Below are 17,070 nucleotides of genomic sequence, written 5' to 3' on the forward strand. Positions count from 1 at the left end.
AATTGTTCCATTATACCCGGCCCCAATTTCGGCAGCTTTTACTTATTATCAATCAATCCGCGCCCGCTTTTTCTGATCACGCCTTCTTTGGCCAGTTTCACTGAAAGCACGTCCAGGACGCCATTCACAAACTTACCACTTTTTGGGGTACTGTACCTTTTCGCGATCTCAATAAACTCATTAATGGTGACTTTCACCGGGATACCAGGGAAATGAATGAGTTCAGCAAGAGCTGTTTTGAGGATAATAAGGTCCACCAGCGCGATCCTTTCCAGCTCCCAGTTTTTCAACTGGTCTTCCAGATAAACATCGTACTGATCGCTTTCTTTCACTACGATCTTGCAAAGTTCCTCAACAAACGCCCGGTCTTCTTCCCAGTCCTTGGTAAGCGGTGCGAGCTGGAAGGTATGTGCCAAATCGGCAGTACGCAAAGTTTTGATCGCAAGGCTGCGGATCAACTCGCTATGGTCTGCCCAATAAAGATCGCGTTGTTCGAGGTATTCGAGCGATACCTCGTGTTTGAGGATAATCTGACGCAGTACGTGCTGAATAATTTCCTGGTCTTCCTCCGGCGTATGAGTCGCCGATTTACAATATGTTTCGTAGGTTTCGTCCTTCCGCAAACCTTCCCGGTAAATCTTCCGGATCAGATTCATTTCGTTGGTCCAATTGATACCGCTGCGGATAATCTCCTCTTCCAGCGCCTTATCTTCCTGCAAAACCTTGATCACCCGGTTGGTATCCAGTCCCGAATCTTTGGGGAATGGCGCCTCCGGGTCGTCGTACCTGCGCTCGCGGTCGATTTTTGCCTGGTGTGAAAGTTCGATCAGCATCGACAGGATCCGAATGAAATCGGCGTAAATCGTTTCCGTTTCATTCAAAACCCTTCTAACGAGTTTTTCTCCATCCGTATTAGTCTGCCGGTTGTATGCTTCATAGGCTGTCTGGGCCACTCTCAGCACGCGATCGGGAAGCTCTTCATCACCGTTGGGCTTACCATTTTTAATAAACTCGTCGAGCGTCATGTTCGCGAGCCGCTTCATGCCCGAAAGCTTTTTCTTGTCCTGAAACTCCATCGAGTTAAGGTCAGGAGCAAATGCCTCTTCAATTTGATCGAGTGCCAGTAAACGGTTCGCATCGGCTGTGAGCTGCCGCGCATAAAGTGCCTGAACCGCTTTGGTTCTTAGTAATCTTCTATTCAGCATATGCCGGAATACTATTTGGATAAAAGGTACAGTAAATCAAAGAACGTGTCTGCGTGTCTTACAGGGCCATTTTGCATTGTACCCTGCACTAGTTGTTTTTAAAATCGACCGCAAAATTAGACTATTTTGTTCACAATCGGAAAATTGGGATGCGTCGTTTTAATTTTGCAACGTTTTGGTAAAATAGGATGTTGCTCAGAAAGCGTCCTGCGCCGTCGACAAAAATCTGAACAGGTGAAAGCACTAAAATCCCTTAACAAGTATTTGTGGAAATATAAATGGTACCTCATCCTGGGTATCATTTTTACGATCGTATCCAATCTTTTCGGCATTATCCCCGCCCAGCTCGTACGCTACGCGCTCGACCTGGTGATCGAAACACTCGATATTTATTATCTCTACAATGGCGTATCGCTGCAAAGTGATATGTATGACATTTTTGCGTTCAGTATTCTGCTCTACGGCTTCCTGATCCTGCTCATGGCGCTACTCAAAGGGATATTCCTCTTTCTGGTGCGTCAAACGATCATCGTCATGTCGCGTCATATCGAATTCGAGCTTAAAAACGACATTTACCAGCATTACCAAACGCTCCCCGCGGCTTTCTTCCGTCGCCACAGCACCGGCGATCTCATGGCGCGCATCTCGGAAGATGTGAGCAACGTTCGCATTTACGTCGGCCCAGCACTCATGTACGGCATTAACCTCATCGTGCTGTTTTTCCTGGTCATCTCCTACATGATTTCCGTCAGCCCGAAACTGACGCTGTATGTGCTGTTGCCGCTGCCAGTGCTTTCGGTAAGCGTATATGTGGTCAACAGCATGATCATGAAACGCTCACAGGAAATCCAGAAGCAGCTTTCAGCACTTTCAACTTATGTGCAGGAGGCATTTTCAGGAATACGGGTGATCAAATCGTTTGTTCAGGAAGACCGGTCTTATGCTAATTTTCAAAAGGAGGCCGAAGTTTTTAAGACCAAATCCCTTGGGCTGACGAAAGTCGATGCATTCTTTTACCCCATGATTGTCCTTTTGATCGGCCTGAGCAACATCCTGGTCATTTATGTTGGTGGTCAGGAAATTATCAATGGTCGTCTCACACCAGGTAATATCACCGAATTCATATTGTATGTCAACATGCTTACGTGGCCTGTAATGGCATTGGGGTGGACTACGAGCCAGATCCAGCGCGCCGCATCGTCGCAGCTGCGGATCAATGAGTTTTTGAATAAAAAAACGACATTGGTATCCGAGAAAAACGTGAGCAGATCGCTGGACGGGAAAATATCGTTTCGCCACGTGGGCTTCGTCTACCCTGATTCCGGCATTAAGGCTTTACACGATTTTGATCTGACAGTCGAAGCCGGCGAAAGCGTAGCGATCCTCGGCACGACCGGCTCGGGCAAAAGCACGCTAGCCCATTTACTATGTCGCCTCTACGACCCCACCGAGGGACAAATATTGATCGACGACATTCCGATGAAGGATTATGACGTTCGCGGATACCGCCGCCAGATCGGCTACGTGCCGCAGGATGTGTTCCTTTTCTCGGATAGCATTGAAAACAATGTGCGGTTCGGCACCGAAGACATGCCTTTTGAGCGAATTGAGCAAGCCGTGAAAGACGCCGACCTTTACAATAATATCAAAGATTTCCCGCAAGGCTATGAAACCATGCTCGGTGAAAGAGGTATTACGCTTTCCGGCGGCCAGAAACAACGCCTTTCCATCGCCCGCGCCATCGCCCGCGACCCGAAAATCCTTGTCCTCGACGACTGCCTTTCTGCCGTCGATACCAACACAGAGAACATCATCCTCAACAATATGAAAAGGATCATGGACCAGCGCACCTCCGTGATCATTTCCCATCGTGTTTCCTCCGCAAAACTGGCCGATAAAATCGTGGTCCTCGACGAAGGCCGCATTGTCGAGCAAGGCACTCACGCGGAGCTTATGGCGCTGAATGGCGCTTATAAGGAGCTGTATGAGAAGCAGTTAATTTCAGAGGAGGTGTAAAATACAACCTACGCTTGAAATGCAATAGTGGTTGATTAACTTTGAATACTCACAAAAAAGTTAACCAATCACGCTATGCATTACACAGTCACAATCGATGTCCTTAACGACAATGCGCTCGACCTTTTAAGAAACCTCGAAAATCTCGGTCTGATTCGTCTGCATGAGAGCACGCTGCAAATGAAGGATACAAGCGGCATACGTTTTCTGAAAGGCAAAATGACCAAGCAGCCCGTTGAGGAAATTGAGCGGGAATTTAGACGATTACGCGGCAAATGAATCAAGCCTATCTTTGGGACACTAACATTGCCGTCTACTATCTTCAACAGCAGCTCCCTCCACTATGCAGGGAACATAATGGATGATATCGCCGGAAATTCCCGAATCTGCTTTTCAGTAATCACCGAAATAGAACTATTCAGCTGGAAAACAGCCGCTCAATTTGACTTTGACTTAGTCAATATGTTTGTAGACATGTCGCTTCTGTTTGAGCTCAAAAAAGATATCAGAAAAAAGGCATCTGAGTTGCGCAGGCAATATGATTTGGAACTATCTGATGCGATTGTCGCAGCTACTGCCATAGTTCACGGGCTTACTCTGATTACAGATAATACAAGAGATTTCGCCGGAATCGAAAACCTAAGCTTGCTTAACCCGTTCGATCCACAATAGCTGCCGTCCCTATTTAACCAGCTTCTTCACCTCCTGCCTCAGCTCCCGCATTTCCTGGTACAGGCCTTGCAAACTTATTTCCGTCTTGTCCTCTTCCAGGTTGAAAGACAATTTACTATTCACCTGCCATATTTCGCGGATCTCATTACGATCAACACGGATCGGCACATAATCAGGGTTGAGCGATATCAGGTTCACGAAAGACGAATCCTTTTCCTTGCGGACTTTTTTGACCAGGACGCTGTCAATGGTGATAATCACATACATATCCTTATCATTCATCGCATTCCAATCGTCCACCGCCCGGGCCCAGATCCATTCACCCGACTGCAACGCCGGTGTCATACTATCGCCATCGACCTGAAATCCTCTGAATGTCGCATTACGGTATTCCGGTAACGGTATTGTAAAGGCCGGCAATGCTTCGAACCACTGGGCATCACCGATATTATTGGGATAACCGGCCGCAGCTTTCGCGCTAACAAGCACGATATTGTCCTTACCTGCATTATCGACCGTCACCACCTTCGGGTTGACGAATACTTTATCCGCATACAGGTATTTCTGCGGGCTGTCGCCGAACAGCCAAAGCGGATTGATGTGGTACTTTCTGAGCAATTCCTTCACTACCTGCCCGGGTATGCGCGTACGCCCCCGCTCGATGTCTGCGGTCGTTGCGCTGATGCCCAGTTCCTCCGCGAATGCTGCCTGGGTCAGATTAAGTTCCTCCCTAATTTGTTTGAATCGCCTGAATTCTTCATCAATAGCCATAAGCATGTGTGATGATTACCGGTTTACAATGTCTTGACTCCTCAAACATACAAATATTTTGGAATATTTCCTTTCATCAAATGGACATGATCCATATATTTGGAATAAATCCATAAATTTGTAAAAACTCCAACCACCAGTGGACCGTGCCATATTACATTTTGACCTGGATACCTTTTTCGTATCTGTAGAGCGCAAGCAGGACAGCCGGCTTGAAAACAAGCCCATACTCGTGGGCGGTACCGGCGACCGCGGAGTGGTAGCGGCTTGCAGCTACGAGACGAGGCAATTTGGCGTGCATTCCGGTATGCCCATGAAAATGGCCAGGATGCTATGCCCCGAAGCGACCGTTATCCGTGGAAACGGGGAAGCATATTCCAAACAGTCGAAGGAAGTGAGCGAGATCATCAGCCAAAATGTCCCGGTATTTGAGAAAGCAAGTATCGACGAATTTTACGCGGACCTGTCGGGAATGGACAAATACCACAGTTGCTACGGAATGGCCAGCGAGCTCCGGCAGCGGATTATCCGTGAAACCGGCCTGCCGATTTCATTTGGACTGGCTACCAATAAGCTGGTTTCGAAAGTCGCCACCGGGGAAGCCAAGCCGAACAACCAGCTCAAAGTAGATGCCGGGCAGGAAAAGCCGTTTTTGGCCCCAATGGAAGTACAAAAAATTCCGATGGTCGGTGAAAAAATGAATCAGACACTCAACAACCTCGGCATCCGGTATGTGAAAACAATCCAGGAAATGCCGATGGAGATAATGGGGCAGGTTTTAGGAAAAAACGGGGTCTCGCTCTGGAACCGCGCTAACGGGCTCGACAACTCCCCTATTGTCCCATTCCACGAGCGTAAATCCATTTCCAGCGAGCGGACATTCGGAAAAGATACCGGTGATGTGAGGAAAATGCGGGAAATGGTGCGCGCAATGGCCGAAACACTGGCTTACCAGTTGCGGACCGGTGAAAAGCTGACGTCCTGTGTTTCAGTCAAAATCCGCTATTCCGATTTCAATACGTTTTCCAGGCAGTTGAAAATTGCATACACCTCCGCGGACCATGTGCTGATCCCGCATATCGAACGGCTCTTCGATCAGCTTTACAACCGGCGGATGATGGTGAGATTGGTCGGGGTGAGTTTCAGCGACCTGGTAACCGGAAATTATCAGATTAACCTCTTCGACGACACCGAAGAGCGGCTGAATCTCTATCAGGCAATGGATTACATTAAGACCAAATACGCATACAACAAAGACGGGGACCAGATACTGACCTGGGCCAGTACAATGGGAATTTCGGATATCGGCGCCATGGGAAACCCATTCAACGGCGAACCGCCCATTATTCCGGCGCATCGAAATGCCTGATTGTGATCAGGCAGCCTTTGGCTGCAACGTTTTTATTTCATTCAATTCCTCAGAAATCAAATGCTGTCCTTCTTCAATATCGTAGTCGTCCTGCAGACCGAGCCAAAACTTGGGTGTCGTGCCGAAATATTTGCTAAAACGCAGTGCGGTATCGGCAGTGACCCGTCTCCTCCCCTTGATAATCTCACTGATCCGTGTTTGGGGAATGCCCGTCTCTTTCGCCAATCGATAAGCAGAGATGCCCATTGGTTCCAGAAACTCTTCCATTAAGACTTCTCCTGGATGAATATTGTTTAGTGTTTCCATTGCTGTTTAATGATAATCGATAATTCTAACCTCAGCAGCATTACCATCCAACCATTTGAACACGATCCGCCATTGATCATTGATACGTATGCTATAAAACTCTTTCAGGCTTCCGGGGAGCTTTTCCAGCCTGTTCGACGGAGGGATACGTAAATCCGCAAGGTTTTGTGAGTTATGGAGCATTCTTAGCTTCCGTCTCCCTACTTGCTGAATTTCCAACGGCAGCTTCCCGACCCGCTCGCCGAGCCATATTTTTTCGGTTTCCTTCGAAGAAAAGCTTGTGATCATATCGGGCTGCCGGCACGCGTTAGTAACGCCAAAAGTAAGTACTCAGTTCCGCTTTTCAAATACTCATGTTACTCAACTGTCACTCTTATTTCAGCCTTCGATTCGGGACGATTCCCGAGGATGAACTTCTTGCGCTTTGCCGGGAGAATGGATACGACTGCGTCGCGCTGACGGACATTAACAACACCTCGGGTTGCCTGAATTTCATTCGCATGGCGCCGAGGTTCGATATTAAACCCATCGTCGGGATCGATTTCCGCAATGGCGTGACGCAGCAGTTTGTGGCATTGGCGAAGAGCAATAGCGGTTTTCAGGCTTTGAATAGCTATCTGTCTGCTCAGAAACTGACGGACGCCCCGTTTCCCGACCGCGCACCGGAAATGGAACAGGTGGCATTTATTTATCCTTTTGAAAAACTGAACAAAGAGCGCCGTGAGCAATTCCGCCCCAACGAGTACGTCGGTATTTCCATACAGGACCTGGATAAACTGCATTACTCGCCTTTACACCGGTTCATGGACAGGCTGATCATTCAGCAGCCATTGACTTTCCGGAACAAAAAGGATTTCAATGCACATCGGCTGCTGCGGGCAATCGATGGCAATACGCTGTTGAGCAAGCTCACTACTGACGAAACTGGCAAAGAGAACGAGCAGATCGTACAAGCGAGAGTTTTGAAATATCATTTCAAACAAAAAGACTTCCGGACTATCCTCGAAAATACCCGCAAGCTGATGGACGAATGCAACATTCAGTTCAGCTTCGGAAACGAGCGTGAGCACCAGAACCTGAAAGTTTTCAGCAAAAATGAGGAAGAAGATTTCAAAAGGCTGAGATCCATGAGCTACCAGGCGCTTGGTTACCGGTATGGCGATAATATTACCGATGAAATTTTCGACCGCATTGCCAAGGAACTGGACATGATCCGGCAGCAGAATTTCGTGCCGTTCTTTCTCGTCAACCACGATATTGTGCATTACGCCCGGCGGAAGGGCTATTACTATGTCGGTCGGGGCAGCGGGGCTAACAGCATCATTGCCTATTTGCTTAACATTACCAATGTCGATCCCATCGAACTGGATCTCTATTTCGAGCGCTTTATCAACCTCCACCGCAAAAACCCGCCCGATTTCGATATCGATTTCTCCTGGCGCGACCGCGAGGATGTGACGCGCTACATTTTTGATACTTACGGCAAAAATGGCCAGGCAGCACTGCTCGCGACATACAGCACTTTTCAGCACAGCTCGGCCGTTCGCGAACTGGGGAAAGTATTCGGTTTACCCGCGTATGAAATCGACGCATTAAGCAATGGTAAATATGACCCGAAAAAGCTCGATCAATTCTCGGGTCTGGTGATCAGGTATGCCGACTATTTCCAAACCAACAACCAGCCGAACCATTTGAGCATCCACGCCGGCGGCATCCTCATTTCGGAGCGCCCCATGCATTATTTTACCGCCACCGATGTACCGCCGAAGGGCTTCCCCACCACGCAATTCGACATGGTGATTGCCGAGGATGTCGGACTGAATAAATATGATATCCTGGGCCAGCGCGGACTTGCGAAGATCAAGGAGACGCTTGAAATCATCCACTACAACCGCCCTGACGCGGCAGATTTCGACATTAACGACGTCCGGAAATTCAAAACCGATCCGAAGATCAACGATCTGATCAGGCAGGCGCAGTGTATCGGCTGTTTTTATGTGGAATCACCGGCCATGCGGATGCTGCTGAAAAAGCTGGAAGTCGACAACTACCTTGGACTCGTGGCGGCTAGCTCTATTATCCGGCCCGGCGTAGCAAAAAGCGGCATGATGCGTGAGTACATCCTGCGCCACCGCCATCCGGAAAAGCGGAACGAAGCCCACCCGCGCCTGCTCGAACTGATGGAAGAAACATACGGCATTATGGTGTACCAGGAAGACGTGATCAAGGTCGCGCACTACTTTGCCGGGCTGACCCTCGGCGAGGCGGATGTGATCCGACGCGGCATGAGCGGCAAGTTTCGCGGGCGCGAGGAGTTTGAGCGCGTTAAAAAGAAATATTTCAAAAACTGCCGGAGCAAAGGCTACGACGAAGAAATGACCATGGAGATCTGGAACCAGATCGCCAGTTTCGCCGGATTTGCCTTTGCCAAAGGGCATTCCGCGTCCTATGCCGTCGAAAGCTACCAGACATTATTCCTGAAAGCCTATTTCCCGTTGGAATTTATGGTAGCCGTCCTCAACAATGGCGGCGGCTTTTACGCGCCCGAGCTGTACATACACGAGGCTCGCATGCTGGGGGCGCTCGTACATGCGCCATGCGTGAACCACAGCGAAGCCCAGGCGACCATCGAAGGACATGATATTTACCTGGGCATGCAGTTCCTGAATGCATTGGAAGAAAAAACAATCGAAAGGATTCTCAACGCGCGCAAGCAGGACGGCCCGTTCACTTCACTCAACGATTTCCTCGACCGCGTGCCTATTTCAATCGAACAGTTGACGATCCTGATCCGGATCGACGCCTTCCGGTTTACTGGTATTGGTAAGAAAACGCTGCTTTGGAAGGCGCACTTCCGGCTGAGTACAACACCCGTGAAAGTGCCTCAAAAGCAACTATTTCATACTGAAATCAGGGACTTTAACTTACCGGAGTTTCATTCTTCCATTCTCGATGATGCCTATGACCAGATCGAATTGCTCGGCTTTCCTCTTTGCAGCCCTTTCAATTTGCTGAAAAACCCGTTGCCCAAGAGTGTTATGTCGCGCGATCTGCACAATTATATCAACCAGGAAGTGGTACAATACGGCTACCTGGTAGCTCTCAAAAACACCCGTACGAACCGGGGCGAATCAATGCAGTTCGGCACATTCCTGGATTACGAGGGGCAATTTATCGATACCGTCCATTTCCCTACGGCCACGGCCAAAGTAAATGGATCAGTCAAAGGCGTTTACAAGATCCGCGGTGTTGTGACTGAAGAATTCGGCTTCCTCACCGTGGAAGTGGCGGAAATTACACGGATGGAATCGGCGGCGCGCTGATGCCGCCCGTGGCACGCGCGGGAGCTACTTCCGAAATAAGTTCCATGAAAAGCCCGATCAATAGGCCATTACGCACATTCAGAATGACAACCATCAGCAGTTGCTTTGAAATCAGGTTATAGTAGTGCCCGGGAAATATGAATACGGTGAGCATCAACGCGACGGTGAAAATCACCGAAGCCCTGAACCTGCAAAAAGGGATCAGTGGCAGCAGCCAGATCAGGTATTGCGGGGAAAGCACTTTGTTGAGAAGGATGAACAAAAGTATCTGCGCCGCCGCCCCCGCATTCAATTGCCGGAATGTGATTCTTCCCGAAGTCGAAGCAGTTTTATAAAATGCCCAGGCAAGGAAACTCGCCATCAGGACAAAGCAAAGCGGCGTCATGATATTAATGCATTGCAAAACAGGGCCTGAAAGCGGCGTTACGAGGTGCATGGCGCCAAAGCTGTGAGCAACATCCAGCTTTACCAGCCCGGTTTGTTCTAAAAGCAATAAAATTCCCCCGGCCAGGCTTTCAATTTGAATGCCGCGCAACAGATGGTAATGCATAAAGTCCCAGGCAGCGTCCATTCCGGCCCAGGCAATACCCCCCGCGATTGCTCCGCCGATGCAACCGCACCCCGCTACCAGCCAAATCCACTTCGTAATATCCCTGTTAAAAAGACAATATAGCCCAAAGACCGGCATCAGCACAATGCTGTACAATTTCGCAGCAACAGAGGCCATCAGCGACATACCCGAAATGAACGGTCTGCATGAAACGTTCGCAACGGCAAGCGCGGTAAGCATTGCCGGAAAAGGATCAAAGCGAAAAAGGAAGAGCGGAAGAAAGAACAACGTCGCGACAAAAAAGCGCGGAAGTGCCTTGCCGGTGGTATCCGATTTGGCAATAATCCATGCAATGCACACTGCCAGTCCCAGATTTTGTACTACAAACCAGCAAACATAACTTTCGAACGAACCTTCCGCCAACTGGCTCAAAACACCCGGCAGCAGAATGGGTATCAGTGCAAAAACGGGGTACTCGATGCGGAAATCGCGAAACGGCATTTGCCCATCCAACATTTTCAATGCAATACCGTGGTAAAGTTTAAGGTCCTGGATGTGGCCGTGGAATCGGAAAAACAGATAATAACTTTCCAGCGCCAGGTAAACCAGGATCAATGCCAACACCAGACCATGGCGCGGATTTTTTGTAAGGTATTTTCTTAGTACAGCATTGTCGTGGACAAGCTGCATGCCGGGAATTCTGAATTCAGACATAATCGGACGTTTTACGGGGGTTACATCCTTAACTGGTGTGGGTATACGGCAGTAATCATACGCTCCGGATAATTCTCCGGTTACATTTCCGTTGTTAGTCTGTTTTTGAAGAAATTTTATAAAACTAGCTATTTCTCCCTGTCTTCCAAACTATTGACCGCCAACTATTATGACAGCACGTAACGTTTTTGCATTCTTTATGACCGCCTGCATGCTTTCTTGCACAGGAAAATCGGATTCGGAAAAAAACCGAACCATCGACACTACTACCAAGGTTGCATTAGCTCCCGGGGGAAAGTTATCTCATTGCTACATATATAAAACAAAAAAGGATTCCGCATTGCTGCGCGTCGACATCCTCGAAGACGATATGCTTGTCGGTAAACTTTCATATGCGTTTTTTGAGAAGGACCGGAATGACGGGCAATTAACAGGAGTAATGGAGGGCGACAAAATTTTCGCACACTACACATTCAATTCTGAGGGTACAAAATCTACACGGGAAGTGGCTTTTCTGAAAAAGGGTGAAGGCTGGGTAGAGGGATTTGGAGAAGTAAAAGATTCCGCCGGTATCCTGATTTTTAAGGACCGTTCGAAACTGGATTTCGAAAAAGGCCTTTACTTCGAACCGGTCGAATGCCCGATGGAGCCATAAATTTTCCGGGGTTACTGTCATACTGTTGTCAATAGGTGGCCATTAATTGCGGTTATTATCAACCTGAAACCAACAGAGCCATGGAAAAACTGGATCTTATCAAGCATTTCAAAAGTTATTACACCGCGAAAACCAAACCCGAAGTGCTGACTATTGGCAGGGCGCGATACCTGTCTATTACCGGTAAAGGAGATCCTTCCGGGAAGGATTTCGCTCAGAAAATTCAGGCCATTTACCCGGTGGCATACGCATTGAAATTTGCATTTAAAGCCCAGGGCAAGAATTTTGTCGTGGCCAAACTGGAAGGCTTGTGGTGGTATGACGAAGAGCGTTATGCAGGTATTTCAATAGCCGATTCTCCCAAGGCCATTCCCCGCAGCGAATGGGAATACCGGCTCCTCATCCGCATTCCTGACTACGTGGAGAAAAACGACGTGCAAGCCGCCGTAGAAGCCAGTTACGTTTCAAAAGGTCAGGCGGCGATCCGGGAGGTCGCCTATTTTGAAATGGAAGAAGGAAAAGTGGTGCAAATGCTGCATACCGGGCCGTTCGACACCGAACCCGAAACGCTGGCGAAGCTGAACGATTTCATTTCGGCCAATGCATTTGGGCGCAACGGGCTCCACCACGAGATATATCTGTCTGATTTCCGCAAGACGCCATCCGACAAATTAAAAACCATTCTACGCGAGCCGGTTAAATAGATTATTTCAATATCTTTCGCCCCTCCTGAATTTCATCAAAATTAAAATTAGAAAAATGAAAAAGGCGTTCATAGCATTATGCTTGGCCGGATGGGGTGTGGTTTCTGTCGCGACAGTGCACGCGCAAAACATGAGCACTCAAAAAATCCCTCTTGATCCCAGTGTAAAGACCGGTAAACTGAAAAACGGAATCACCTACTACATCAAAAAGAACACGGAACCTAAGAACCGGGCAGAACTCCGGCTGGCGGTAAAAGCAGGTTCCGTGCTCGAAACCGATGCGCAGCAGGGTTTGGCACACTTCATGGAGCACATGAATTTCAATGGTACTACGCATTTCCCTAAAAATGAGCTGGTCAATTTCCTGCAAAAAACGGGAGTGCGCTTCGGTGCCGACCTGAATGCCTATACTGGTTTTGATGAAACCGTTTATATGCTCCCCATCCCGACAGATTCTGCCGGGTTGCTCGAAAAAGGCATTCAAGTGCTGGAAGACTGGGCTCATGGCGCATTGCTCGATCCTTCCGAAATTGAAAAAGAACGCGGTGTGGTACTCGAAGAGTCGCGCATGGGGCGTGGCGCGCAGCAGCGTATGCGTGATAAGTTTTTGAAAGTAATCCTCAACAATTCGCGTTACGCCGAGCGGTTGCCGATCGGTAAAGACAGCATTCTGAAAAGCTTCAAACCCGAGACCATCAAGGCATTTTATCAGGACTGGTATCGCCCCGACCTGATGGCCGTAATTGCCGTCGGTGATTTTGATGTAGCCAAAGTGGAAGCTATGATTTCCCAGAAATTCGGTTCCATTAAGCCGCCGGTGAATCCAAAAAAACGCATTCGCTATGATATCCCGCTGGATGGTTCTACCAAAGTGGCCATCGTAACCGACCCGGAATATCCGCAGAACCTTATCCAGCTGATTTACAAACAGCCCAATATCAAAGAGAAGTCGTTACAGGATGTGCGGAACAACTTCGCGCAGGAACTGTATAATGCCATGATGGGCCAACGCATGCAGGAGCTTACCCAGAAGGCCAATCCGCCATTCCTCTACGGCGCCAGCCAGTACGGCGATTTCCTCGGTAACCTCGACTCCTACACCTCCATTGCCCTTGCGAAGGATGCCGCTTCAATGAAAACCGCATTGACGACGCTTCTGGAAGAAAACGCGCGGGTGCAAAAGTTCGGTTTTACGCAACCTGAGCTCGATCGCGCCAAGAAAGACTTTTACAACGCCGTTGAGGAGGATTACAAAGAGCGGGACAAGACCAAATCCGCCAACCACGTGCAGGAATACCTTGACCATTTCCTGCATGACAAAGCATTCATGGGTGCAGATGCCTACTTTGAGTTTGTCAAAAAACACCTCGATGGCGTGACGCTGGCGGAAATCAATGGCCTGGCCAAAAAATACATTACCGACAAAAACAGGGCGGTGGTAATCATGGGCCCTGAAAAAAGTAAGGATGCGCTCCCCACCGAAGCGGACATACGCACATTGCTGAACGAGGCGGGTAAAGATGTGACGGCTTACGTGGACGACGTAGTAGACGCACCGTTATTGAAATCCGAACCGGTCGCCGGTAAAATCACGGCCGAAAAGACACTCGACAAATTGGGGGTGACCGAGCTGACGCTTTCGAATGGCGTGAAGGTGCTCTTAAAGCCTACCGATTTCAAAAACGACGAAATCCTGATCAAGGCAACTGCGAAGGGCGGATATTCGCTCTTCCCGGGTGAGCGCGAGACAGGCATTTTCACAAGTTACCTTGTTCAATCGGGCGGTGTGGGGCCTTACAATCAGACGCAGCTGCAAAAGTTCCTCGCAGGTAAAACTGCCAGCGCAGGCCCGTATCTCAGCGAACTCACCGAAGGCGTGGGAGGTAATACCAATCCGAAGGACCTGGAAACGACCTTGCAGCTGATCTACGCCTATTTCACGGAGCCTCGCAAAGATGCGGACGTGGTAACAGGCATATTGGCTAATCAGAAAGCCTACCTGGAAAACATGCAAAAGACTTTGACTCCGGAAAAAGTCTATTCTGATTCCTTGAATGCTGTACTGACGAGCCACAATCCGAAACGGCAGCCGCTGAAACCCGAGAGCATCGACAAAGTGAACCTGGACCGGGCATTTGAAATTTACAAAAACCGCTTCGCCGACGCGTCGGACTTTGTATTTACGATTGTAGGCGCATTCAAGCCGGAGACAATCAAACCATTGATCGAAAAATACCTGGGCAGCCTGCCGTCCAGCGACCGCGACGATACATTCAGCCATCCGAATATTTTCCCACCGAAAGGACATATCGAAAAGGTGATTTACAAAGGTTTGGAGCCTAAAAGCCGGGTAACCCTCGTTTCGAGCGGGGAGTATGACTATAACCCGGAAAACAATATTCAAATCGAGGCATTGCAGGAAATTTTGCAGATCAAACTCATCGAATCGCTGCGCGAGGAAGAAAGCGGTGTGTACGGAGTAAGTGTTTCAGAAGGAACCGACAAATTCCCGACCGGCCATTACCGATTCTCCATCGGCTTCGGCTGCGCGCCCGAGAATGTGGACAAACTGGTAAAAAGAGCACAAGAAGAGATCAACAAGATCAAAACCAATGGCGCAGATCAGAAGGATATCGAAAAATTCGTCGCAGAAACCCAGCGCAAAACAGAAACCGCTCTTAAAACCAACGGCTTCTGGCTCGATTACCTCGACGATAACACATTCCTGGGCGATGACCTGAATGAAATTTTCGAGCAAGACCGGCTGCTGAAATCAGTAACCGTGGCCAGTACCAAAGCTGCCGCGCAGAAGTACTTCAATGATGACAATTTCATCAAAGTGGTGCTCATGCCGGAGAAGAAGTAACTGATTAGTGTAAACAAAAGGCCCGGTTCCACATTCGGAACCGGGCCTTTTGTTTATGCGACTTTTCGCAAACCCTGAATCAGGGACTCCAACCCATTCATCTTGATTTCCAGCATGGTCCCCAGCAACATGCCGAGCTTGCCGGATGGAAAACCCTCACGATAAAACCATTCGAGGTAGGATACCGGGAGATCGGCGATCACTTGATCCTTGTATTTCCCAAATGGCATTTTGTAGCTGATCAGATCTTTGAGGATCTCACTGTTCGGATGTGTTAACTCTTGCATACTCGTGTTTTCACGCCTGATTACCTGCGCGAAGTTTAAAAATCAGGTTCGTTTTTAAATCAAATAATTCCTCTTCAAGCCCTACCGGGTAGGTGTGCGGGTTTACAAAGCGTTTAATTCCCTTATAAAAATGTGCCAGCTGCTGTTGCAAACGCTTCCGCGTGTCATGTACGGACGGCAATTTGTAGATCAGCTGACCTTTTGCGAAAACGGGGACGAGCAAATCCTCGTAATGCACTGACTCATCGAATGACCTATTTTTTGTAAAATCATACGGGTCCACCATCGTAGCCTTGCCGATCAGCGGGGTTTCAATGTCGAATATCATATCCGAAACAAAGCCGCTGGCATCTCTGAACCGCCTTACCTGCTGAATCCCTGGCGTCGATACCTTGATCGCCTGCTCTGATAATTTCAGTTTATAATCCCATTCACCCGAATCGGTCCTGATCGCGGCCAGCTTGAAGACACCGCCTAGTGCAGGCTGATCGAATGCTGTAACCAGTTTGGTACCAATCCCCCACACATTGATTTTCGCTCCCTGGATTTTCAAGCTGTCCATAATGTACTCGTCGAGGTCGTTGCTGGCTACAATGCTGGTCTTTTCAAAGCCGGCTTCATCCAGGATTTTCCGCGCTTCGATACTCAGGTAGGCAAGGTCGCCCGAATCGAGGCGAATCCCTGCGAGATCGTGCCCCTGTGCGCGCAAACGCTTCCCCACTTCGACCGCGTGCCGGACCCCATTCAGCGAGTCGTAAGTATCCACCAGCAAGGTCACATTGTTGGGCATGTGCTTCGCATAGGTTTCAAAGGCTTCCAGTTCGCTGTCGAACGACATTACCCAGCTATGCGCGTGGGTTCCTTTCACGGGAATATCGTACAATTTTCCGGCAAGCACATTGGAGGTTGCATCGAACCCGCCAATATAAGCAGCCCGGCTGGCCGTCACGCCCCCGTCGGGTCCCTGTGCGCGGCGTAAGCCGAATTCGAGCAGTGCGTCGTCTTTGGCTACCAACCGCATCCGGGCCGCCTTGGTAGCAATCAGCGACTGAAAATTGATCAGGTTCAAAAGCGGCGTTTCGAGCAGCTGACATTGCAGAATCGGTCCCTGAATGCGGAGTAACGGCTCATTGGGAAATACGACTGTACCTTCGGGGATGGCATCGATACTGCATTGAAGCTCCATTTTACGGAGGTAATCGATAAATCCGTCGTCAAAAAGCCGGTTGCCGTCACCGCCGGTAAGCGAAGCAATGTAAGCCAGATCTTCTTCATTGAAACGGTATTCCTGCAAATACTCGATCACGCTGCTGAGCCCGCAGGCGACGGTAAATCCTCCCTGAAATGGATGTTTCCTGAAATAGAGATTAAAAACGGCCTCCTGCTCCGCCTTACCCGACTTCCAGTAGCCATAAGCCATGGTGAGTTGGTACAGGTCGGTCAGAAGACTCATCGAAGTATCGTATAGCTGGTTGATCATTTCACTTCGGATTGGTGTCTAAAAACCGCCTAGTTACTAAATTATAGGCATTATAGCTACCAAAACTGATTTACCTGCCCGATCATTGACCGAATGGCAAATGGGCCCGCTGGTAAAATAAAAAAGCGGGGCTGCCATGTAGCAACCCCGCT

15 protein-coding genes are annotated in these 17,070 nt (G+C 49.0%); 8 read left to right on the top strand and 7 right to left on the bottom strand.

Annotation, left to right across the window (positions count from 1 at the left end; translation table 11 throughout):
- Nucleotides 1-38 precede the first annotated feature (38 nt).
- Nucleotides 39-1,205, bottom strand: coding sequence for a transcription antitermination factor NusB (gene nusB, locus CLV60_RS14565; RefSeq protein WP_106596094.1), 1,167 nt, complete (start codon nucleotides 1,203-1,205; stop codon nucleotides 39-41).
- Between the two features lie 234 nt (nucleotides 1,206-1,439).
- Here nusB and CLV60_RS14570 point away from each other — a divergent pair, with 234 nt between their 5' ends.
- The 3 genes from CLV60_RS14570 to CLV60_RS14580 all read left to right on the top strand — a co-directional run bounded on the left by CLV60_RS14570 (nucleotide 1,440) and on the right by CLV60_RS14580 (nucleotide 3,893).
- A complete protein-coding gene (locus CLV60_RS14570; protein WP_106596095.1) occupies nucleotides 1,440-3,221 on the top strand; it encodes an ABC transporter ATP-binding protein in 1,782 nt (593 codons plus the stop codon).
- 75 nt (nucleotides 3,222-3,296) lie between these two features.
- Entirely contained in the window at nucleotides 3,297-3,500 is a 204-nt protein-coding gene (locus tag CLV60_RS14575) for a hypothetical protein (protein ID WP_106596096.1), read from the top strand.
- A 78-nt stretch (nucleotides 3,501-3,578) separates the two neighbouring features.
- Complete coding sequence (locus tag CLV60_RS14580) at nucleotides 3,579-3,893, top strand: type II toxin-antitoxin system VapC family toxin (protein ID WP_106596097.1); 315 nt, start codon at nucleotides 3,579-3,581, stop codon at nucleotides 3,891-3,893.
- A gap of 9 nt (nucleotides 3,894-3,902) precedes the next feature.
- Here CLV60_RS14580 and CLV60_RS14585 read toward each other — a convergent pair whose 3' ends face one another.
- Nucleotides 3,903-4,670, bottom strand: coding sequence for an XRE family transcriptional regulator (locus CLV60_RS14585; protein WP_106596098.1), 768 nt, complete (start codon nucleotides 4,668-4,670; stop codon nucleotides 3,903-3,905).
- 133 nt (nucleotides 4,671-4,803) lie between these two features.
- Here CLV60_RS14585 and dinB point away from each other — a divergent pair, with 133 nt between their 5' ends.
- Nucleotides 4,804-6,033, top strand: coding sequence for a DNA polymerase IV (dinB, locus tag CLV60_RS14590; protein WP_106596099.1), 1,230 nt, complete (start codon nucleotides 4,804-4,806; stop codon nucleotides 6,031-6,033).
- A gap of 6 nt (nucleotides 6,034-6,039) precedes the next feature.
- Here the strand turns inward: dinB and CLV60_RS14595 are convergent, their stop codons facing one another.
- Both CLV60_RS14595 and CLV60_RS14600 read right to left on the bottom strand, forming a co-directional pair.
- Entirely contained in the window at nucleotides 6,040-6,339 is a 300-nt protein-coding gene (locus CLV60_RS14595; protein WP_106596100.1) for a HigA family addiction module antitoxin, read from the bottom strand.
- Nucleotides 6,340-6,345: 6 nt separating this feature from the next.
- On the bottom strand, nucleotides 6,346-6,627 hold the full coding sequence (locus CLV60_RS14600) for a type II toxin-antitoxin system RelE/ParE family toxin (protein WP_106596101.1): 282 nt from the start codon (nucleotides 6,625-6,627) through the stop codon (nucleotides 6,346-6,348).
- Nucleotides 6,628-6,692: 65 nt separating this feature from the next.
- On the opposite strand from CLV60_RS14600, the gene CLV60_RS14605 reads away from it, so the two are divergent.
- Complete coding sequence (locus CLV60_RS14605; protein ID WP_106596102.1) at nucleotides 6,693-9,662, top strand: DNA polymerase III subunit alpha; 2,970 nt, start codon at nucleotides 6,693-6,695, stop codon at nucleotides 9,660-9,662.
- Here CLV60_RS14605 and CLV60_RS14610 read toward each other — a convergent pair.
- Nucleotides 9,634-10,926 (bottom strand): glycosyltransferase family protein, encoded by a 1,293-nt coding sequence (locus tag CLV60_RS14610; protein WP_106596103.1) that lies wholly within the window; start codon nucleotides 10,924-10,926, stop codon nucleotides 9,634-9,636. The two genes, CLV60_RS14605 and CLV60_RS14610, sit on opposite strands and share 29 nt — an antisense overlap.
- A 169-nt stretch (nucleotides 10,927-11,095) precedes the next feature.
- Here CLV60_RS14610 and CLV60_RS14615 point away from each other — a divergent pair, with 169 nt between their 5' ends.
- The 3 genes from CLV60_RS14615 to CLV60_RS14625 all read left to right on the top strand — a co-directional run bounded on the left by CLV60_RS14615 (nucleotide 11,096) and on the right by CLV60_RS14625 (nucleotide 15,151).
- Nucleotides 11,096-11,581, top strand: coding sequence for a hypothetical protein (locus tag CLV60_RS14615; RefSeq protein WP_106596104.1), 486 nt, complete (start codon nucleotides 11,096-11,098; stop codon nucleotides 11,579-11,581).
- Nucleotides 11,582-11,661: 80 nt separating this feature from the next.
- Nucleotides 11,662-12,285, top strand: coding sequence for a GyrI-like domain-containing protein (locus CLV60_RS14620; protein ID WP_106596105.1), 624 nt, complete (start codon nucleotides 11,662-11,664; stop codon nucleotides 12,283-12,285).
- Nucleotides 12,286-12,340: 55 nt separating this feature from the next.
- Nucleotides 12,341-15,151, top strand: a complete 2,811-nt coding sequence (locus tag CLV60_RS14625) for a M16 family metallopeptidase (protein WP_106596106.1) — start codon at nucleotides 12,341-12,343, stop codon at nucleotides 15,149-15,151.
- A 53-nt stretch (nucleotides 15,152-15,204) separates the two neighbouring features.
- Here CLV60_RS14625 and CLV60_RS14630 read toward each other — a convergent pair whose 3' ends face one another.
- Complete coding sequence (locus CLV60_RS14630; protein ID WP_106596107.1) at nucleotides 15,205-15,438, bottom strand: DUF3820 family protein; 234 nt, start codon at nucleotides 15,436-15,438, stop codon at nucleotides 15,205-15,207.
- A gap of 10 nt (nucleotides 15,439-15,448) precedes the next feature.
- Nucleotides 15,449-16,918 carry a nicotinate phosphoribosyltransferase gene (locus CLV60_RS14635; RefSeq protein ID WP_106596108.1) on the bottom strand — a complete coding sequence of 490 codons (1,470 nt, stop codon included), beginning with the start codon at nucleotides 16,916-16,918 and terminating at the stop codon, nucleotides 15,449-15,451.
- Nucleotides 16,919-17,070 lie beyond the last annotated feature (152 nt).

It is taken from the genome of Dyadobacter jiangsuensis (assembly GCF_003014695.1).
Taxonomy (GTDB): Bacteria; Bacteroidota; Bacteroidia; order Cytophagales; family Spirosomataceae; genus Dyadobacter; species Dyadobacter jiangsuensis.